This window comes from Mucilaginibacter sp. (assembly GCF_025359345.1).
Classification (GTDB): domain Bacteria; phylum Bacteroidota; class Bacteroidia; order Sphingobacteriales; family Sphingobacteriaceae; genus Mucilaginibacter.
In genome coordinates this window covers 122288-141968 of sequence record NZ_JANYGQ010000009.1, presented here as the reverse complement: position 1 = coordinate 141968, position 19681 = coordinate 122288, and the positions used below count along the sequence as shown (strand labels likewise).

The window sequence follows — 19681 nt, the reverse complement described above, 5'->3', positions numbered from 1 at the left end:
TATTTTTGCGCTATGCCCACCCTTCGCCAACTCTTTCTTGCCAATAATGCCCAGACTACTGATTTTCCGCTCCTGCTGGAATTTGAGCGTGCCGAAGGTATTTATATGTATGACAAAGAAGGCAAAGCCTTTATCGACCTGATATCAGGCATTGGCGTAAGTAACCTGGGGCACAGCAATCCTTATGTTGTAAATGCCATAAAAATCCAACTGGATAAATACATGCACCTGATGGTTTATGGCGAATACGTGCAAACACCGCAGGTTAAGTTTGCCGAAAAACTGGTATCGCTGTTGCCGGCGCATTTGCAGTCGGTTTATTTTACAAACTCGGGCGCTGAAGCAGTTGAGGGTGCGTTGAAGCTGGCTAAGCGGTACACGGACAGGCATCAAATTATTGCCTGTAAAAACTCATATCACGGCAGCACACACGGAGCATTAAGCGTGATGGGCAATGAAGAATTTAAGCAGGCCTACCGCCCGCTGCTGCCCGGTGTAAGTTTTATAAACTTTAACAACGTCGACGATCTTGATTTCATCACCAACAAAACAGCCTGCGTAATTATTGAAACTGTGCAGGGCGAGGCGGGCATCCGCGTACCTGATACAGCATATATGCAGGCCTTACGCAACCGCTGCAACGAAACCGGCACGTTGTTGATTTTAGACGAAATACAGGCCGCATTTGGTCGCACAGGCAAACTATTTGCTTTTCAGCATTTCGGTATCGAGCCTGATATTTTATTATTGGCCAAGGCGCTGGGAGGGGGGATGCCGGTGGGTGCTTTCATCTCATCGAATGAAATAATGGGTGCGCTGAAAGAAAATCCTATTCTTGGGCACATAACCACTTTTGGCGGTCACCCGGTTTGCTGTGCCGCAGGGCTTGCTGCGCTTGAAGTTTTGCTTGATGAAAAGTTAATCGACAGTGTTGCCGAAAAGGAAGCGTTACTTAAAAAGTTGCTGGTGCACCCTGCCATTAAACAGGTACGCGGAAAAGGGCTGATGCTGGCTGCCGAATTTGAAAGCTTCGAACTCAACAAAAAAATAATTGACCGCTGTATTGAAAATGGTGTAATAACCGACTGGTTTTTACATTGCAGCAACTCCATGCGCATAGCGCCCCCGTTAATAATTACTGCAGATGAGATTGAAGAGGCTTGTCGGGTTATTATAGAAGCGGTTACTTTCTATTCCTGAAGTTTTTGAATTTGTTATTTCGGTAATTTGCTAGTCAGGTACTATCTGGATTGTTGCCGGTTCTCACGGCGCTTGCCTCACTACAATATTACAATCATAAAATTATAGTTTGAATTAAACTGGTATAGTTTGTGACTACTATATAAAATACGTGCCTGATTGCCATTTTCTGGTCAAAAAGCCGGATTATTTAGAAAAAGCGCATGTTTTTTGGGTCACTTCCCTGAACAATTAATTAAAGTCAGGGTTATTCTTTAATACATCTCACACTATAAATGAAAATAGCATATATATCAACTTATCCTCCACGCGAATGCGGCATAGCAACATTCAATCAAAATTTGATGCGTGCAATAAACGCCAATTTCCCTGAGCGGAAATCTCCGCTTAATGGTGGCTTTGTTGTTGCCCTGAACGATTCGGAAAGTATGCAGGAATACGAATACCCGGACGAGGTTAAATATGTTATCCGTCAAAATCATCAGAAGGATTATATCCGCGCAGCAAACTATATAAACACCAGTAATGCTGATGTGTGTATTATGGAACATGAGTTCGGTATTTATGGCGGCGAAAGCGGGATTTATATCTTGCCGCTGTTAAACAGGCTCGAAAAGCCCTTGATATCAATATTGCATACCATTTTAAAGGATCCCAGCTATGTGCAGCGCATTATTATTCGCGAAATAGCCGAGCAATCATCAAAAATAATTGTGATGAGCAAAAGGGCGGTCGAATTTTTAACCACCATTTATGATGTACCTGCCGATAAGATTCAAATAATAGAGCATGGCGTGCCTAATGTTGAAGCGTCAAACCCCAATCCTGTTAAAAGTTTAAGCCAGTTTAAAAATCATAAAGTACTGTTAACTTTCGGGTTGATAAGCCGCAACAAAGGCCTTGAATCTGTTGTAAGGGCGCTGCCGAAAATTGTAGAAACCCACCCCGAGGTGATGTACGTTGTATTGGGGAACACCCACCCTGGCGTTATAAAAAATTCGGGTGAGGAATATCGGGACCACTTAAAAACGTTGGCTGCACAGCTAAATGTATCGAAGCATTTGAGTTTCATTAATAAGTTTGTATCTGAAGAAGAACTGGTTGATTACCTGGCTGCGGCTGATGTTTATGTTACCCCGTATTTAAACGAGGCGCAAATAACCAGCGGTACGCTTTCATATGCTGTAGGGGCCGGTGCAGCTGTTGTATCAACACCATACTGGCATGCTACAGAACTGCTGGCAAATGGCCGTGGCAGGTTGTTTGATTTTAAAAATGCCGATGAACTTTCGGATATTGTAGTTGAGTTGCTCGACCAGGAACGGGTGCTTGGTGAATTAAAGGAAAATGCCTACGAATACGGCCTGCATTTACGCTGGCCGGTAATCGGGGCCGAATATATTAGGGTGGCGCAGGAATCGTGCGCGACACATGATTTTAGCGACAAAATATTAAAGAATAGTATTGTTGACCCCGAGATAATGCCCAAATTCAGCCTGACGCATGTGGTGAGGCTCACAGATGACACCGGGATTGTGCAGCACGCCAAGTATGGTATCCCCAATTTAAAAGAGGGCTATTGCCTTGATGACAATGCGCGCGCTTTGATAATGGCCTTAATGGCTTACCAGCGCAGTAAAAGTAAAGAAGCGTTTGAGTTGTTGCCCATTTACTTAAGCTATATCCACTACATGCAAACGGAGGATGGCAACTTCCGCAATTTTCTGAGTTTCGATCGGCGATACCTGGATGAAGTGGGCTCGGAGGATTCGTTTGGCCGCACCATTTGGTCGTTAGGCTATTTAATTGGATGCTCCGGAAGTAATTCGTACCGCGAGTTTGCCACCGAAATATTTCATAAATCGTTTCCACACTTTAAAGCATTAAAACATTTGAGGGGGATGGCTAATACCATCATAGGCATTAGTCTTTACCTTAAGGTCTTCCCGGGCGACGAGGGTATGGTTGACGAGATGGTTAACCTGACAACGCCGCTAATGGACGCGTTTGAAAAACACCAGGGGGAAGACTGGCAATGGTTTGAGGAAAAGATGACTTACGATAATGCCATTTTACCTTTGGCGCTGCTGCACTCGTGCGAAATAACCGGCAATGAAAAGGTGAAAGAAGTTGCTTTGAAAACCATGGCGTTTTTAGATAAACTTACACTATCAAAAGGTTATTTAAGTCCGGTTGGTAATGATGGCTGGTATTACAAAGGCGGGAAATTCCCTACGTTCGACCAGCAGGCCATTGAGACTATGGCTATGGTGCTGATGCATTTCCAGGCTTACACTAACTTCCGCAAGCCGCAGTATATCGAAAAGATGTTTTTATGCTACAAATGGTTCCTGGGCGAAAACACGCTGCGGGCACCACTTTATGACCACGAAACAAAGGGTTGCTGCGATGGCTTGCTGCCAACGGGAATAAACCGCAACCAGGGTGCCGAAAGTACGTTAGCGTATCTGATTTCACACCTTACCGTGCTGGAGGCGTTTGAACTTGAATATGAATACAACCGGGTTGGACAACATGCAACCCTATCGCTTTAAATGAAAGTAGCTGTTTTATCGCCGGTTGCCTGGCGCACACCACCAAGGCACTATGGGCCCTGGGAACAAGTGGCATCAAACATTGCCGAAGGCCTGGTTAAACTTGGTGTTGACGTCTCCCTGTTCGCTACGGGCGATTCAATTACTGCCGGGCGATTACAATCAGTTTGTGCAACCGGCTACGAAGAAGACCGTTCCCAGGATGCAAAAGTTTTGGAATGCCTGCACATCAGCAATTTGATGGAACGGGCTGGCGAATTTGACATCATCCATAATAACTTCGATTTTTTGCCGCTAACTTATTCCGGGTTAATATCGACGCCTGTGATTACGACTATTCACGGCTTTTCGTCGCCTAAAATAGTCCCGGTTTATAAAAAATATAATAATCGCGGCCACTATGTATCTATCAGCAATTCAGACCGTAGCCCAGAGTTAGATTACATAGCAACCGTTTATAACGGGTTAAATACTGCGCAGTTTGAATTTAATGACAAGCCGGAAGATTACCTGTTATATTTCGGCCGCATACATCACGATAAAGGAACAGTCGAGGCAATTGAAATCGCTAAGAAAAGCAACAGGAAACTATTGATAGCCGGGTTGGTGCAAGACGCAAATTATTTCAAAGAGAAGGTAGAGCCACATTTAAACGACAACATAACTTACCTGGGAAACGCCGAACCTGCACAGCGGAATGATTTATTGCGTAATGCCTATGCCCTGCTGCACCCGATAAATTTCAATGAGCCATTTGGCATGAGTGTAGCCGAGTCGATGCTTTGCGGAACGCCTGTTATAGCATTTAACAGGGGCTCGATGCCGGAGTTGATACAAGATAAGAAGACGGGTTTCCTGGTTAATAACATCAACGAAGCTGTTGAAGCAATTGATAAAGTTAAAAATATAAACCGGAAGGCCTGCCGGCAATGGTCCGAATCACAATTTTCGCGCGAAAAAATGGTGGCCGATTACCTGGCACTTTACGAGAAAATATTGGGTTGACGATTTAGAATTGACAACTTTAAGAAGTTGTCAATTCTCCCGAAAGCAATGTGTCCGGCCTGATTATGCGCTTTTTGCGTTGGCATCGGCTGTTTTGTCTGCCAGTATTCCTTCAATTTTTTCGGTAGCTGCCTTTGTTAAATCCTGTTGGTGGTCGTAATTTATCAAAGGCCTTAATATAGTTTCAGAGGAGCCTGGGTAATTATTTTTTGCCGTTTCGTCCTGGCTATAACCCGGTACTTCAATTTCGCGGGCATACTTGTATCCCAACCTTTTGTTTTCTTCTTCAATAAAAGTAAACAAATCGCCGAGACAGGAGTACACCGCCTGGAGGTACTTATAGTTGGTTGATGTAAGGCTCTTCCCTATATCTTCCGGCCCTTTACCCGGTTCGCAAAAGTTAAGCTTCGTTATAACCCCATTAATAAGTTCAACCTCAAATTTACCCTCATTGTGCCAGTTAAGGGTGTTTTTTATCTCTCTGTAATGATCCATTGCTTTAGTAATTGTTTTTCATGGTAATGTTTGTAAATGGTGTTGTATTAATTTAATACACAGCCGTTTATTGTATAACAAGTGGTATGCCAAATCACTTATTTTTTATAAAACGCATTATTAATACAGCTAATGCTATAAACCGGCAATGAAAAACGGAGATGCGGTGAAATGTGTATACTAAATCGGAATTTTGTGTGTGAAAGTTGATAAAAGTACAAGAGTTTTACTTTTCGGCTTTATTACTTTCCTTTTTATCTTCAATTAGCTTGTTAACCAGTTCGTTAAGGTCAACTTCGGCAAAAGCGGTTGATGAATCGGATACGCCGTAGGGTATTATCAATTTCCCGTTATGTACCAGCGCACCGCATGAATATAATACATTCGGTACATATCCTTCCCGTTCGTCGCTGTTGGGTATCAGCAGGGGTTCTTTAAGGCGGCCAATTTCAACTTCAGGGTCGTCGAGCTTAAGCAGGCTGGCGCCAAGTACGTACCGGCGCATAGGGCCTACGCCGTGGGTAATTACTATCCATCCCTTTTTTGTTTCAATTGGCGAGCCGCAATTACCTATTTGTATAAATTCCCAGCTAAATTTAGGTTCCTGTAGTTTTATCGGCTTTTCCCAAATATTTATCTTGTCAGAATACATGATGTAGTTGTTACAACCGTCAATCCTGGATATCATTACAAATTTGCCATTAATCTTGCGGGGGAATAGCGCAAGATTTTTGTTTTGGGCGCCCGCGCCATACAACGGCATTATCTTAAAGTTATAAAAATCGTTTGTTTGCAGCAGCTTGGGCATAATTAGTGACCCATCGTACGCAGTATAAGTGGCGTAATAAACCATGCTGTCGTCGTCATTTTTGAAATGAACAAACCTTGCATCTTCGATTCCTTTACGCTCATATTCCGATATGGGGAAGATCACCCTGTCGGATATGTCGGTATCCAGCGAAAAAACAATTTCGTAGTAGGAGTCGGCGAGCCACAGCACTTTGTCGTATTCCAGCCTTTTCATGTCGGATTCCTGCAGCTTTTGAGAATCGCTGATTATGCGATGCAGATTTGCATACTCAAAATGATGGTCGAGTTTTGATTCAAGCTCATTTAAAACATTGATATCGATTTGAGTTACTGCAGCTTTTTCAAAAAACAATTTTTTATTATAAACCGCGTTCCGCACAATTTCGGCCTCGTCGATATAGCTGCCTGCGGGGGTTACGGTTATGTTGTTGGCCTGGTCGATTAGTGCGCGCCTGAAAGTAATTGAGGATATATGCCCCTCACCAACGGCCCGGAAACTAATAATTACCCGCCGCTGACCTTCCTGCAGCTCCGTTTGGTCGGGGTCTTCTACTATCGAAGGGTTAAAAAAAGCTGCCGATTCAATAGAATATTCATGCGTAAAGTATGAACCAATGAGCAGCTTGCGATAAACCGTTAACGTATCGTAATCTATTTCAAGCTCGGTAAAAAGCGGCTTTAATTTGCTGCAATGGCGATTTAGGGCCCGTGTTATATTTCGATGCCTTTTGGAATATTCCTGCAATAAGGGCGAAACTATGCCAAATGCGATATCCTCGTCAAGGGCCATAACCCGTTGAATCACTTCTTTGGCCCTGTCGTTTCCATTGAAAAAAAACCTGGCAATTACACGTTTCGGATCGGGGTTTATTCTTATGGGCTTGCGTTCAATGGAAAGTCTCATATTAAAAAAAGCGTTTATACAGTAACAGCAATATAGCTAAATTGATTGCGGTAATTTTATTAAATTGGGTTGTAGCAGTTGTAAACGTTGCAGTGGTTGTAAAAGTGTTAAACATTTGTAACTCTTACAACCCTTATAACCTTTAAAACCAAATTAGTATCTTGCCTGCACATGAATGTACTAATAGTTGAGGACGAAAAAGGCCTTGCGCTCGAGATAGATGAGTTTTTGAGCCACGAAGGTTTTACTATTGAGCACGCGCGCTCAAAGGGGATTGCCGGCGAGAAGATTTTTGTCAATAACTACGATTTTATCCTGCTTGACCTTAACCTGCCTGACGGGGATGGTTTTGATTTGCTGCAAATGCTTAAAGGATTAAAGGACCGTGATGATGCTGTGATTATATTAACTGCCCGCGGCGCGGTCGACGATAGAGTACTTGGACTTGAACAAGGTGCAGACGATTACCTGGCCAAGCCATTTTCATTAAACGAGTTGTTGGCACGCATGCATGCCATTACCCGGCGTAAACATAAGCTGGAGAGTAATGACATTGCAGTAAAAGAGTTTAGAATTAATATTCAAAACCGCACCGTTCATTACAATACCGAACGGATTAACCTGACTAAAAAGGAGTACGAAATATTCAACTATCTTGTATTGAATAAAAACAGGGTAATATCGCGCACCAATTTAACGGAGCATGTTTGGGGCGATGTGCTGGAGATTAACTCTGATTCGAACTTTGTTGATGTGCACGTGAAAAATCTACGTAAAAAGCTATCGCAATTTGAGACGATCGATTGGTTTGAAACGGTGAGGAGTATTGGGTATAGGGTAAACATTTAGAAGAACATTGTTGTAAAGTTGGAATGTTGTAAGGTTGAAATGTTGCCGGCTGCTTATACATAACTTTCCAACTTTTAAACTTTACAACCTTTCAACAACCAAAATGAAACTGCAAATAAAACTGGCTTTATATAACACGCTAACAAAGCTGGCTATTATTGTGTTTACCGGGTTGCTCATCTTGTTTTCGCTCGAGAAAATTACCTACGCGCACATATCGCTGAGATTACGGAACAAAAAGGATTTGTTTATTAAAAATCTGTCATCAAAAGAGATTAACCAGATACTTAACCAGCAGCAGAGTTTTACCAACTATAATATTTTAAAAGAAGAGTATATCTTTTTAAAGCCGATACCTTATCAGGCTAACAGGACTTCAAAGGAAAGCTTTAGCACGCAGCCGCGCACCATTGAAAAAAACACCGACAATTACCTGATACTTACTTACAAATTTAATTTTGATGGGCATAGTTACCTGCTGGAGATAGGGGATACCATGGATGCGGTAATACAGCTGAAGCAGACTATCAGGGAATTTACCTTGCTGATGTTGGTTGTTGCTTTGTTGCTTACGCTCGTTATCGACCTTATTTTCACCAAATACCTGCTTGCCCCGTTTTACCAGATTATTGACAGGAAGCTGATTAAGGTAAACGACCCCATGAATTTTGACTATGGCAAGATCGAAACCACCACCCAGGATTTTAAACTGCTTGACGACAGCATCAGCACACTGATGAAAAAAATAACTGATTTGTTCATTCTCGAAAAACAGTTTATTGCCAATGTATCGCACGAGTTGCTGACACCAATATCAATCATCAGTTCGAGGTTGGAGAACGTTTTATTGAATGAAGAATTAAAAGAGGACAGCGAGAATAAAATTTTTGCTTCGCTTAAAACGCTAAACCGTCTGAAATCGATTATAAATAGCTTGTTGCTGATTTCAAAAGTGGAGAACAACCAGTTTAACAAAAACGATGAGATACCAATTGCAGGTATCATAAACGAAGTTTATCTTGAACTTGAAGACAGGCTGGAGGACAGGAAGGTAACTTTTGAAAATAAAATAAAATATGCCCGCAGTATTAGAGGCAACCATAGCCTGATGCATACGGTGCTTTTCAATATCATTAACAATTCAATTAAATACAATAAGGAGCAGGGCAGTATTACCGTAACCGATTATTTAACCCCCGACGAATATATACTTGAAATTGCCGATACAGGTACTGGCATGAGCGAGCAGCAAATTGAAAAAGCTTTTAACCGTTTTGAAAAACTGGATACCGACGAAAAGGAAAGCTACGGATTGGGGCTTGCAATAGTTAAAAGTATAACCACATTTCACGATATCAAAATCCAGGTAAGTTCAGCAAGTGATAAGGGCACGGCAATTAAACTTATATTTAATCAGCAACTTCACTAAATCTTCATAATAGCTCCGTTAATTTGAGGCATATAGAGTTTTAGTTCCTTGTTACCCCTATAAAGCTGTCTTTTGAAGAAAAGGACAGCTTTTTTTATACCATCTTATTACGTTTGATGAGGTACGATTTTAGCACATTGTTGTACCCGTCTTCAATATATGCATCAATAATATCAATGTGATATTGGGCGCATTTTAGCTCCAATTGGTGGCGATAGTATGTTAATGATGATACATACGCATCACGAATTTTGCCCGGGTGCACACGTACCTGTTCGCCGCTCTCAATATCTACAAACTGGTGGGGACGGTTATCGAAATTAAAGTCAACCTCTTTGTGTTTGTCGCTTACATTGAAAATAATTACCTCGTGCTTGTTATATTTTAAATGCTGTATGGCGGCAAACAGCGCCTGCATTTTTTCGGGGTTCAGGCTATTTTCCAACATATCGCTAAATAATATAATCATTGAGCGCTGGTGAATTTGGCCGGCAACCTGGTGCAGCACCTGCGTAATATTGGTAGCTGTATTGATTTTAGGATGATTGTATGCTTTTTCCAACTCTGCATACAGGTAAAATAGATGTGAGGTTGTTGATTTTACCTGGGTTAATAAATCCGCCTTATCGCTAAAAAGGCACAACCCGAATGCATCACGCTGTTTTTTAAACAGGTGCATAAGCGACGCGATAGCATAAATAGAAAATTGAAGTTTGTTTATCCCCTTATCAGGAAAGTTCATAGACGAGGACGTATCCAACAGCAGATAGCAGCGCAGATTGGTCTCTTCCTCAAATTGCTTTACAAACAACTTATCGGTACGGGCAAGCAGCTTCCAGTCGATATTTTTGACTGACTCGCCGTTATTGTATAGCCGGTGTTCCGCAAACTCTACCGAGAACCCGTGGAAAGGGCTTTGGTGCAAACCAGTAATAAAACCCTCAACCACCTGGCGGGCTAAAAGCTCGAGGTTGGCTAAGTGTCGTATATGCTGGTCGTCATTTAACATTATTGAGGGATTACACCGATTTTAGAACTGATTTCACCGATTACTATTGCTGTAAATGATAACGTCAATTATAAAAAAAATTACACCGACCGGCAAAACCAATCGGTGTAATATTTTATAAAATCGGTGAAATCAATTTACACCAATTGCTTAGCTAATTTATCAGTCAGAACAGATTTTGGAACAGCGCCTATTTGTTTGTCAACAATTTCGCCATTTTTGAAGAATAACAACGCTGGTATATTTCTGATACCAAATTTTACAGAGATACCTGGATTGTGGTCTACATTAACTTTACCTACAACCGCCTTGCCTTCATATTCTTTTGCAATTTCTTCAACTACAGGGCCAACCATTCTACAAGGTCCGCACCATTCAGCCCAAAAATCAATTAATACTGGTTTGTCAGATTTAAGGACGAGTTCGTCAAAGTTTGCATCAGTTATTTCTAAAGCCATGATTTTTAAATTTTAATTTTTTGTGTTACAAATATATGGTATTCAAATAGCTTGCCGCAATTGTATAAGTGACAATATGACAATTAAATTATCGCAAATATGCCTAAATGTATGGTTTTATTTTGTGGTGACAAACAGAGGAGATTTTGATTACAATGCCATGAGAATCAACTGCTTTTTTGGCGGGTTGATTAATAGGTTACCTTTTGCGGTTACCAGTATTAATTTGAAATAAGTACCAATGATAGCCCGTTTTTTCTTCATACTGTTCCCGCTAATATCGATTATTGCGGCGCCGGTAATGCAAATCGTGCTTTTTATTTTAAAAGCAAAAGGTAAGGTAAATCTTCCGTTTTACGCGATTACATTTATTGCGTTCGTGGTTGGCTGTATTTTACCGGTAGTGGCTACAATGATAATAATAAACAGATTGCCACCGGGTACCAAATGCCTTACCAGCGAAATGAGTTTTTGTATTGTGGGGGTATTTTTCACTATTGTGTCCGTTCCTTTGATTGGAATTGTTAATTATATAATAATAGCGGTAAAAAGTAGGCAGCAAAAAAGCGCGGGTGTTTAGCACTGTTCAATTTTTCTCACATCTCACATCTCACATCTCATATCTAAAACATACTTTTGAACTATGAGCATTGTTGTTGACGCATTATCAAAAGTTTATGGGGCGCAAAGGGCGCTCGATAGTATCAGTTTTAGCGCCGGGCCCGGGGTATTGGGATTTTTAGGCCCGAATGGCGCGGGTAAATCAACTACCATGAAAATACTTACGGGCTTTATTCCACAAACCTCTGGTAGGGCAACAGTATGCGGGTTTGATGTTGAAACCCAGGCAATAGATGTTAAACGCAATGTGGGCTACCTGCCCGAAAGCAACCCTTTGTACCTTGATATGTATGTTAAGGAGTCGATGGCGTTTATAGCGGGTATCCACCAGATGAAATCACCGCAGAAGCGGATAGCAGAAGTTATTGAGCAAACCGGCCTGGGGCCCGAGCAACACAAAAAAGTCGGGCAACTTTCGAAGGGCTACCGCCAGCGTGTAGGGCTCGCACAAGCCATTCTGCATAATCCTGACGTGTTGATACTGGATGAGCCAACTTCGGGTCTTGACCCTAATCAATTGATAGGCATACGCCAGCTGATACTTGATTTGGGAAAAACAAAAACTGTAATCTTATCCACCCATATTATGCAGGAAGTTGAAGCCGTATGCAGCCAGGTAATAATTATAAACAAAGGCAAAATAGTTGCTGACGATACGCTGGAAGGTTTGCGGAGCAAAAATAAAGGAAAAACGCTGGAGAATATTTTTATCGGGCTTACAAACCACGACAGTTAACCCGTTACCGTATATTTTTTATCCGGTTGTAAATTTTTGCTCTCAGAGTGTTAAAGAAAACGCTCCTGTCCTTTTCGCCAACCAGGCTTATCGCGGTCGATTTCCGGATAACATTTTGCATATGTTTGAAAGTGTAATCGCAAAAGCTTTTGTCCTGGGTTGATATGAAATTTAAACCGTTGTGATTAAGAACTGCTATCTGCCTGTTATCTCCCTGAACAAAAATTGCATTGTCGCCAATCAAGCATTCGTTAACATACATCTCGTACGGCGCACCAATAGCAGCATCGGGTTGGCCATAAACGAATTTTTTGCCAATCTCGGCCTGTTGTTCCAAATGATTTAACAGGTCTTCCAGTTGCGAATATACCTTCATCAGTATTGCGTTGTCAGCAAATAGGTTCGACTGCCTGTAAAACTCAATTTGCCTGATGGTAACGTTTACGGTTTCTTCGCCCCACAATTCAACCGAGGGTAGGCGCACATACTGCTCAATAATTTTCCTGGCGTATTCCAGAGCCTCATCGCTGTCTTTTTCGCCGTTAAACTGCCGCCTGGCAAGTTCAGGATGGCCAATTAATGTGCGCTTCCAAAAAAAGAATTTAAATTCCCTTAATTCCGGAAATTGCATAAAATGGAAAATCGGTATGTCCTTGGTAACATAGTACATTCGCGGATTTGACAACGCATTAAATGAAACCAGGTTATTTACTATATCTGCCAGGTAATCGGTAAATACAAATGAAGCGGTATCAACCTTATTGCCCGAAAAAATTACCGTATTGGTTTGTAGCTGCAATAATTTATCAAGCGAAACATTGTATTTGTTACAGAGAACCTGCATTTCATCAAGCCCTATTGGCTTTTCTCCCCGTATGCGTCTGTAGGCACTGTCGTTACTAATGTTTAATAAATCGGCAACCTCTTCAACCAAGGCAACATGCGATGGGATTTTTGACTTGATATGATTAAAAAACAGCGTTTGAGCTTGGTTAGCATCCATCACGTGCAGTATTATTTAATTAATCAGGCACAATTCATTAATCGCTCAAATATTATTAGCAATAATGCAAACAGCGATTATTAATAAGTATTAAATGTAGTAAAAAATAATATTAAGTTTTTGTTAGCTATCTGAAATATTATTATTTACTAAACCAGGCTGGTGGCACGTATTTCCCCGTTTTTTATAGCCCCTGCCCCGATATAGCTTTACCCTATAATATCACGGTGATATTAAACCACTCATTTATTAACACTAAAATTATTATCATGAAGAAGTTACTATTAGTATTATCAGTATTTGGAGCAGCCACATTTAGCAGTTTTGCGCAAACAGCGAGCTCATCAAAAGCAAACGGAGGCGCAAAGCTTAGTATCGGCATTGACGGCGCGTTGCCAACCGGCTCTGCAGGCGACTTTTACAGCGCCGGAATTGGCGGTTCAATCAAGTACGAAGTTCCAACTGCCCAAAATACATTTTTCACCATATCCGGCGGGTATGAATCGTTCTTGTATAAGAGTATCTATAAAATCCCGGGCAATAGTTCGTCCGACAGTTTTGTGCCGTTAAAAGCAGGTATCAAATATTACACCGACGGCGGTTTTTTCCTTGAGGCCCAGGCAGGCATCTCTATATACACGGGTACCGGTAGTTTTACCTCATTTGCTTATTCACCAGGTATTGGGTATTCCTTTAACGGAGGCCTCGAAGTTGGGGCACGTTACGAGGGATGGGTAAAGGATGGCACGTTCGGGCAAGCTGCGCTTCGTTTGGCGTTCAGATTTTAACAAGGCAGGTAATAAATGCGCTCAACTAATTAAAAATGGCCCTTTACGGGTAACAGATATTTAAAACTTAATAACGTGAAGAAATTTATACAAGGGATAGCGGTGCTTATGGCATCGCTATCCATAAGCGGATGCAGCAAAATTGTTTACACTCACGAGCAGGTTATGCTGAGTTACCACACAAAAAATGATGTGATAAAACAATTTGGGTACCCCGATCAAAAAAGAGAAGTAAGAGGTACAACTGAATGGGTTTACAATTGCGACAGTGCGTCGACTTTATTTAATTCGAAAACAAAAATCGGGGTGAACGGCAGTTATAATGGTATTCCGGATAGTTTAAGAATAGCAAATGTAACTGAATTTACCGACTACACTAAGTACGCCAGGTTTACATTTGACGAACGGGGCAATGTTCTGAAATATGATTCGGGGGGTGTAAGTTTTGCTAAAAGAAAGGCTAACCCTGCTGCAACCGTATTGGTTGTCCTGGGATCGGTAGCGGCAACAGTCTTATTGTTGGGCGCGCTGATTAACCTTAATGATTTGCCGGTTTGGTGATATACGGCATCAGCCTGCGATATGCGAGAGAGGCTTTTAGGCCACTTCCAGTCGCTTTTCAGTCAACGTTCCCATCGGTACGGTGAACGAAAACTTAGTGCCCTGGTCTTTTTTGCTGGTCACCCAAATCTTTCCACTGCATTTTTCAACCAGATCTTTGCAAAACAACATGCCCATGCCTGTGCCCGACTCATTGTCGGTGCCGGCGTTACTGTTAACCTTGCTCTTAAATAATTTGCCAAGTTGGTCATCGCTCATCCCTACACCAGTATCTTTGACAGATATAACATAGTTGTGATCATCCTGCTGAATGGCCTGGATTTCGATAGTATCGTTCTGTTTTGAAAACTTTATTGCGTTGGTTATCAAATTACGGATAACAATACGTATTGAATTCGGGTCGGCCGAAGCCACAGCGTCATGTGGCACATTATCAATAAGGGTAATGCCTTTTAATTTGGCTTGCTCATGGTAGCTCTCGGCTTCATATGCAACAATATCTTTTAAATAAAAGCTCTTTGCCGAACTTTCGAAGTTGTCCATCTGGCTGTTAATCCAAAACAATAGCGTGTCCAAAAAGTCAGATGTGTACTCAAGCTTTTTAAGCACACTCGGTATCATATCCAATAATTGTTCGTGCGATATTGTTTCGTCCTGCAGCAGGCTGAATAGCCCCCGTAAGGTGCTTAATGGTGCCCGCAGGTCATGCGCCAGTACCGATATCAATCGGTCTTTTAAAGTATTCAGGTTATTTAGTTTTTGTGCCTGGTCATCAAGGTCGGCTTTCTGTTGCAGCACCTCGCTGTTTTTCTCCTCAAGCATGGCATTTATTTTTTGCTGCTTGCGTTTTTGCCTGTAATACACAATTGAAACAGCAACCATGGCTGCTATAATGGTTAAAAAGATGGTATTTATCAGGCGCTGCTGCTTTATTCTTTGTTTGTACGATTCGTCTTTTTCGCGATGTTGTTCCGCAATCTGATGCTCTTTTGACGCAAAATCAAGCGCCAGGTTATATGATGTTAATTTTTGAAGGCTTTCGTTATTATTCAGGCTGTCTTTTAATTCATTATACCTGCGCAGCATCTGGTAGGCATCGCCGTATTTGCCTAAGCCTGCCAGCGTTTTGTTCAGCTGCAAAGCCGCACTTGAACGGACCGTTAAATTACGCAATGTAGCTGCTAAACTTTGGCCCTGTGTGGCGTATACAAAGGCCTTTTTAAAATCCTTCTGCAGGTTGTACATAGTCGCCATGCCTATGAGGGCGTAAGCCTGGTTGTAAACTATTTTGTATTTGCTTGCAACTTGTAACGAACTGTCAAGATAGCTTTTCGCGAGGATAAACTGATTTTTATGTGCGAAACACAAACCTAAGTCGGTATAAACCGAGCTTATACCATCTTTGTCGTCCTGTTTTTTGGCAATGTTAATCGCTTTAGTCAAGTACACAATTGCGCGGTCGTATTCTTTATGGGCAATCAATACTTCACCTATATTTTCATTAACGGTACCAACGCCGTTAAGGTCGTTTGTGCCTTTAAACAGGTTTAATGCTTTTTTGTAATACTCAAGTGCCTTAGGGTAAACTTCCATGCCCTGCAACACTACGCCAATATCATTGTAAATAGCAGCAGAAGCCTTATCGTCATTTTTTTTAAGGGTAATTTCAAGCGCTTTGTAATAATAATCAAGTGCGGTTGAGTTTTGGCCCTCGCTAAAATATACTATACCTATGTTTTTATAACAGTCGGCAATTTCATCGTCGTTTTTGAGCTTTTTGTTAATATCAAGCGCAAGGTTCAGGTAATGCAGGGCTACTTCGTATTTGGCCAGCAAATTGTCCATGCGGCCGTATAATTTGTAGCCGTTGGCAAGCCCTTGTAAATCGTTTATGCTTTTGTAAATAGCAATTGCCTCGTCAAAATCCTGCTGACCCTGGGCAAACCTACCTTTAAAAAAATTGGCGTGCCCGGTTTGCAACAGTCCGTTTGCGAGGCCGGCCCTATAGTTAATTTTACGCGATAGGTCGACGCTTTTGTGCCCGTAATAAAGGGTACTGTCGGGGTTTGAATCAAAGTAGCTTGCTGCCAGGTTATTCAGCCTGTTAATACTTGTAGTATCGGCCCCTGCAAGCTTTGATGCTATCAGTGTTTTCAGACTATCTACCCGACCCCTGTCGATACCGGCAAACCCTGAAATTGAAACAAATAATAGTGATAAGGTAATATAAATCCTCAAAGTCAATTGTTTTTAGTTTTAATAGCGTTTAGCACAATGTCTGTTTTACAGCCTTTTATACGTGATGCGGGGGCGACTTTGTTTGGTATTTTTTTTATTTTTTTCTGAACACTTTAAAACGGGAGGCGATAAAACAGAAAAACCCGCTTCGTTTTACCGAAGCGGGTTTTTATTGAAAAATTCTTTATATTATTTTAAGCCGTTAACAAACTTTGTAAGTTTCGACTTATTGTTCGAAGCTTTGTTTTTATGAATAACATTCTTTTTAGCCAAACGGTCAAGCATTGATATAACTTTAACTAAAAGCGCACCTGCATCAGCTTTGGTGGTTGTGCCTCTTAATTTTTTTATGGCGTTCCTGGTGGTTTTAGCCTGGTACCTGTTACGTAAGCGTTTAGCAGCGTTCGAACGGATCCTTTTTAATGATGATTTATGATTTGCCATTGTATAGCTTTGTTATTCTTTCTTATATTTTTAAGGACTGCAAATATAGGGTGATTATTTTTAATATCAAACACCTTTTTTATTTTTTTAGTGATGTTGAAAAGTTGTAATGTTTTAAGGTTGAAATGTTTGCTTAAACTATCCTAAATCCAGGTAATTGTCATTTGCACCGGGTTGAATTAAACATTCGCATTATATTTGGTTATGAAATTTTTCCTAAAGTTTAGCGCGGCTATTTTAATTGTAACAACGTGCTGCTCCTGGGGATTTTATGCTCACTACAGGATTGGGCGCTTCGCTATTTACACCTTGCCTAAGCCCATGGCTGGTTTTTACCGCGCTAATATCGACTATCTGACCCAGCATGCCATCAGCGCCGACAAACGGCGTTACGTGGATTCAACTGAGGCCAGGCGGCACTTTCTGAACGCCGACCAATATGGGAAAGACCCGTTTAAACGCATTCCGCATAACTGGTACGATGCCGCTGCGAAATATACAGCAGACACACTCGATAAGTACGGAACGGTACCCTGGACCATTCAATACAACTATTACAGGTTGGTGCGGGCGTTTAAAGAGCACGACACAACTGCCATATTAAATACATCAGCCAACCTTGGGCATTATATTGCGGATGCGCATGTGCCTTTGCATTTAACACAAAATTATAACGGACAGCTAACCAACCAAACCGGTATACATGCCTTATGGGAAAGCCGGCTCCCCGAGTTGTTTGGCGACCATTATCATTATTATGCGGGGAAAGCGCGTTATATTCAAAACCCCTTAACCGAGGCTTTTAAAATATGCCGCAGTTCGTTTGCAAGGGTCGATACCGTGCTCCGTTTTGAACGCCTGCTTGATAGAAGCTTCCCGGCTGATAAAAAGTATGCAATGGTACGGCGTGGGCAAAAGGAGGTTAAGGATTATTCTGCAGGATACGCTGAAGCCTATCAAAAGATGTTGAAGGGTATGGTTCAGCGCCGAATGCGGGAGTCAATATTATCTGTGGGCAGTTATTGGTATTCGGCCTAGGTTGATGCCGGCCAGCCCGATTTGAATAAATTAATTGCAAAGCCGATGGGCGATGCCGAAAAAACGAAAATACAAAACGAGGAAGCTTTGTATAGAGCCGGAAAAGTGGTAGTTTTAACTGAATAACGCATGAGAAAAAAAATAGCATCACTAACCAAAAAGAAGGAATCCGTATTTGTATGGCGCAGCCACGAACCCTCGAGGTTGGAAACATTTAGCGATGCTGTTTTTGCTTTTGCAATTACGCTGATTATGGTATCGCTGGAGGTGCCAAAGACTTTCGATGAGCTTTTTGAAGTTTTTAAAGGCTTTTTTGCATTTGCCTGCTGCTTTGGTATTTTGTTTACGATATGGAACAGCCAGAATATTTACTTCCGCAGGTACGGCCTAAATGATGCACGCGTTACCTCATTGAATGCCATGCTGCTTTTCGTGGTGCTGATGTACGTATATCCATTGAAATTCCTTTTTACTGCTTTATTTTCCGGAGGCCATTATAACGACCATGGCCATATCGGCATTATGATAACTGAACAGCAGCAGCCAACGCTAATGTATGTTTACCACTCGGGCTACGCAGCTATTTACCTGCTGTTTTACCTGATGCACGTTCACGCCAAAAAACAAGCCGCAGAAATAAAACTTTCGCCAAGCGAAATATTTGAGACAGACACTTTTATATTGCTAAATATTTTAAACGCCTGCCTGGGTATTATCGGAATTTTGTTTGTATTGCTGGCGCCCCTAAAGGATAAAGGTACTTCAGGGTTTATTTATATGGCGATACCTTTCCTTTACAGTTTTCTGTTTGCCATACGCGGAAAAAAGGCGCGAAAAAGATTCGGCGGTATTACCGAGCAGGTTTCTTAGTTCCCCTGCTCATTATAGCTGCATAAATTGGCGGGATAATTGAAATCAGGATAATTGCAACCCCGATCAGCGCAAAATGTGCCTTAAAAAAGGGGACAGTACCCAATTCAAAACCGGCGAACAGGAAAAGGATTATCCAGGCAGCGCCGCCAATAATATTATATAAACTGTAACGGCCTATCGGCATTTTGCCAACACCTGCTACAAAGGGTGCAATGGTGCGTATTATTGGCATAAACCGGCTGAAAATAACCGCCTTGCCGCCATGTTTATCAAAAAAAGCCTTGGTTTGCAGGTAATAATCAAGCTTAAGTATCTTATTTTTTTCTTTAAATACCTTCGGCCCCAGGTAGTTGCCTAACAGATAGTTAACCGTGTTACCGGCAAATGCGGCAACTATCAGTATAATCCCCAACAAAAATATATTTAAGCCGGTAGCCCCGCCGGCGATAAGCGCACCTGCAGCAAATAACAGTGAGTCGCCGGGTAAAAATGGTGTAACCACAAAGCCGGTTTCGGCAAAAATTATGGCGAACAGTATTAGATAAGTAAGGCCATGATATTGGCTGATTATGTCAGACAGATGCTTGTCGATGTGTAAAATAAAATCAATAATGCCTTTAATTACTTCCACTGTTTTAAGATTTGGGCAAAAATATGTTTTTTTG

18 protein-coding genes are annotated in these 19681 nt (G+C 41.6%); 10 read left to right on the top strand and 8 right to left on the bottom strand.

The genetic code is table 11. The features are described 5' to 3' along the window. Positions 1-12: 12 nt before the first annotated feature. The 3 genes from Q0R52_RS04325 to Q0R52_RS04315 all read left to right on the top strand — a co-directional run bounded on the left by Q0R52_RS04325 (position 13) and on the right by Q0R52_RS04315 (position 4760). Complete coding sequence (locus Q0R52_RS04325; RefSeq protein ID WP_295792498.1) at positions 13-1200, top strand: aspartate aminotransferase family protein; 1188 nt, start codon at positions 13-15, stop codon at positions 1198-1200. Between the two features lie 275 nt (positions 1201-1475). After that, positions 1476-3755: a glycosyltransferase gene (locus Q0R52_RS04320; RefSeq protein ID WP_295792497.1), complete on the top strand. Its 2280-nt coding sequence runs from the start codon at positions 1476-1478 to the stop codon at positions 3753-3755. Beyond that, entirely contained in the window at positions 3756-4760 is a 1005-nt protein-coding gene (locus Q0R52_RS04315; RefSeq protein WP_295792495.1) for a glycosyltransferase family 4 protein, read from the top strand. A 63-nt stretch (positions 4761-4823) separates the two neighbouring features. Here the strand turns inward: Q0R52_RS04315 and Q0R52_RS04310 are convergent, their stop codons facing one another. Then, on the bottom strand, positions 4824-5255 hold the full coding sequence (locus Q0R52_RS04310; RefSeq protein WP_295792493.1) for a hypothetical protein: 432 nt from the start codon (positions 5253-5255) through the stop codon (positions 4824-4826). A gap of 226 nt (positions 5256-5481) precedes the next feature. Next, complete coding sequence (locus tag Q0R52_RS04305; protein ID WP_295792491.1) at positions 5482-6969, bottom strand: glycoside hydrolase family 130 protein; 1488 nt, start codon at positions 6967-6969, stop codon at positions 5482-5484. Between the two features lie 171 nt (positions 6970-7140). Between Q0R52_RS04305 and Q0R52_RS04300 the strand changes: the two genes are divergently transcribed. Next, positions 7141-7818, top strand: coding sequence for a response regulator transcription factor (locus Q0R52_RS04300; RefSeq protein ID WP_295792489.1), 678 nt, complete (start codon positions 7141-7143; stop codon positions 7816-7818). A 103-nt stretch (positions 7819-7921) separates the two neighbouring features. Continuing rightward, positions 7922-9247, top strand: coding sequence for a HAMP domain-containing sensor histidine kinase (locus Q0R52_RS04295; RefSeq protein WP_295792487.1), 1326 nt, complete (start codon positions 7922-7924; stop codon positions 9245-9247). Positions 9248-9341: 94 nt separating this feature from the next. On the opposite strand, the gene Q0R52_RS04290 is transcribed toward Q0R52_RS04295, so the two are convergent. Further along, the gene (locus Q0R52_RS04290) at positions 9342-10256 is read right to left on the bottom strand and encodes a DUF58 domain-containing protein (RefSeq protein ID WP_295792486.1); all 915 of its coding nucleotides are present in this window, start codon (positions 10254-10256) and stop codon (positions 9342-9344) included. 137 nt (positions 10257-10393) lie between these two features. Beyond that, the gene (gene trxA / locus Q0R52_RS04285) at positions 10394-10714 is read right to left on the bottom strand and encodes a thioredoxin (RefSeq protein ID WP_252787942.1); all 321 of its coding nucleotides are present in this window, start codon (positions 10712-10714) and stop codon (positions 10394-10396) included. Between the two features lie 643 nt (positions 10715-11357). Between trxA and Q0R52_RS04280 the strand changes: the two genes are divergently transcribed. Continuing rightward, a complete protein-coding gene (locus Q0R52_RS04280) occupies positions 11358-12071 on the top strand; it encodes an ATP-binding cassette domain-containing protein (protein ID WP_295792483.1) in 714 nt (237 codons plus the stop codon). 4 nt (positions 12072-12075) lie between these two features. Here Q0R52_RS04280 and Q0R52_RS04275 read toward each other — a convergent pair whose 3' ends face one another. After that, positions 12076-13074, bottom strand: a complete 999-nt coding sequence (locus Q0R52_RS04275; protein ID WP_295792481.1) for a helix-turn-helix transcriptional regulator — start codon at positions 13072-13074, stop codon at positions 12076-12078. A gap of 269 nt (positions 13075-13343) precedes the next feature. Between Q0R52_RS04275 and Q0R52_RS04270 the strand changes: the two genes are divergently transcribed. Together Q0R52_RS04270 and Q0R52_RS04265 are read left to right on the top strand one after the other, a co-directional pair. Beyond that, entirely contained in the window at positions 13344-13862 is a 519-nt protein-coding gene (locus Q0R52_RS04270) for an outer membrane beta-barrel protein (RefSeq protein WP_295792480.1), read from the top strand. Between the two features lie 75 nt (positions 13863-13937). After that, complete coding sequence (locus Q0R52_RS04265; protein ID WP_295792479.1) at positions 13938-14423, top strand: hypothetical protein; 486 nt, start codon at positions 13938-13940, stop codon at positions 14421-14423. Positions 14424-14459: 36 nt separating this feature from the next. On the opposite strand, the gene Q0R52_RS04260 is transcribed toward Q0R52_RS04265, so the two are convergent. Beyond that, positions 14460-16661: a tetratricopeptide repeat protein gene (locus Q0R52_RS04260; protein ID WP_295792477.1), complete on the bottom strand. Its 2202-nt coding sequence runs from the start codon at positions 16659-16661 to the stop codon at positions 14460-14462. A 189-nt stretch (positions 16662-16850) separates the two neighbouring features. Beyond that, positions 16851-17105: a 30S ribosomal protein S20 gene (gene rpsT, locus Q0R52_RS04255; protein ID WP_295792476.1), complete on the bottom strand. Its 255-nt coding sequence runs from the start codon at positions 17103-17105 to the stop codon at positions 16851-16853. 204 nt (positions 17106-17309) lie between these two features. On the opposite strand from rpsT, the gene Q0R52_RS04250 reads away from it, so the two are divergent. Then, on the top strand, positions 17310-18143 hold the full coding sequence (locus Q0R52_RS04250) for a zinc dependent phospholipase C family protein (RefSeq protein ID WP_295792475.1): 834 nt from the start codon (positions 17310-17312) through the stop codon (positions 18141-18143). 129 nt (positions 18144-18272) lie between these two features. Next, complete coding sequence (locus Q0R52_RS04245) at positions 18273-19013, top strand: TMEM175 family protein (protein WP_295792473.1); 741 nt, start codon at positions 18273-18275, stop codon at positions 19011-19013. Here the strand turns inward: Q0R52_RS04245 and Q0R52_RS04240 are convergent. Further along, the gene (locus Q0R52_RS04240; protein ID WP_295792471.1) at positions 18994-19647 is read right to left on the bottom strand and encodes a VTT domain-containing protein; all 654 of its coding nucleotides are present in this window, start codon (positions 19645-19647) and stop codon (positions 18994-18996) included. The genes Q0R52_RS04245 and Q0R52_RS04240 overlap by 20 nt on opposite strands. Between the last annotated feature and the right edge of the window lie 34 nt (positions 19648-19681).

Excerpts from the sequence above, each read along its gene's own strand:
- Q0R52_RS04270 (WP_295792480.1), top strand. The coding sequence starts at position 13,344 with ATGAAGAAGTTACTATTAGTATTATCAGTATTTGGAGCAGCCACATTT.
- trxA (WP_252787942.1), bottom strand. The coding sequence starts at position 10,714 with ATGGCTTTAGAAATAACTGATGCAAACTTTGACGAACTCGTCCTTAAA.
- Q0R52_RS04290 (WP_295792486.1), bottom strand. The coding sequence starts at position 10,256 with ATGTTAAATGACGACCAGCATATACGACACTTAGCCAACCTCGAGCTT.
- Q0R52_RS04295 (WP_295792487.1), top strand. The coding sequence starts at position 7,922 with ATGAAACTGCAAATAAAACTGGCTTTATATAACACGCTAACAAAGCTG.
- Q0R52_RS04275 (WP_295792481.1), bottom strand. The coding sequence starts at position 13,074 with ATGGATGCTAACCAAGCTCAAACGCTGTTTTTTAATCATATCAAGTCA.
- Q0R52_RS04325 (WP_295792498.1), top strand. The coding sequence starts at position 13 with ATGCCCACCCTTCGCCAACTCTTTCTTGCCAATAATGCCCAGACTACT.
- Q0R52_RS04305 (WP_295792491.1), bottom strand. The coding sequence starts at position 6,969 with ATGAGACTTTCCATTGAACGCAAGCCCATAAGAATAAACCCCGATCCG.
- Q0R52_RS04280 (WP_295792483.1), top strand. The coding sequence starts at position 11,358 with ATGAGCATTGTTGTTGACGCATTATCAAAAGTTTATGGGGCGCAAAGG.
- rpsT (WP_295792476.1), bottom strand. The coding sequence starts at position 17,105 with ATGGCAAATCATAAATCATCATTAAAAAGGATCCGTTCGAACGCTGCT.
- Q0R52_RS04320 (WP_295792497.1), top strand. The coding sequence starts at position 1,476 with ATGAAAATAGCATATATATCAACTTATCCTCCACGCGAATGCGGCATA.
- Q0R52_RS04250 (WP_295792475.1), top strand. The coding sequence starts at position 17,310 with ATGAAATTTTTCCTAAAGTTTAGCGCGGCTATTTTAATTGTAACAACG.
- Q0R52_RS04315 (WP_295792495.1), top strand. The coding sequence starts at position 3,756 with ATGAAAGTAGCTGTTTTATCGCCGGTTGCCTGGCGCACACCACCAAGG.
- Q0R52_RS04310 (WP_295792493.1), bottom strand. The coding sequence starts at position 5,255 with ATGGATCATTACAGAGAGATAAAAAACACCCTTAACTGGCACAATGAG.
- Q0R52_RS04300 (WP_295792489.1), top strand. The coding sequence starts at position 7,141 with ATGAATGTACTAATAGTTGAGGACGAAAAAGGCCTTGCGCTCGAGATA.
- Q0R52_RS04245 (WP_295792473.1), top strand. The coding sequence starts at position 18,273 with ATGAGAAAAAAAATAGCATCACTAACCAAAAAGAAGGAATCCGTATTT.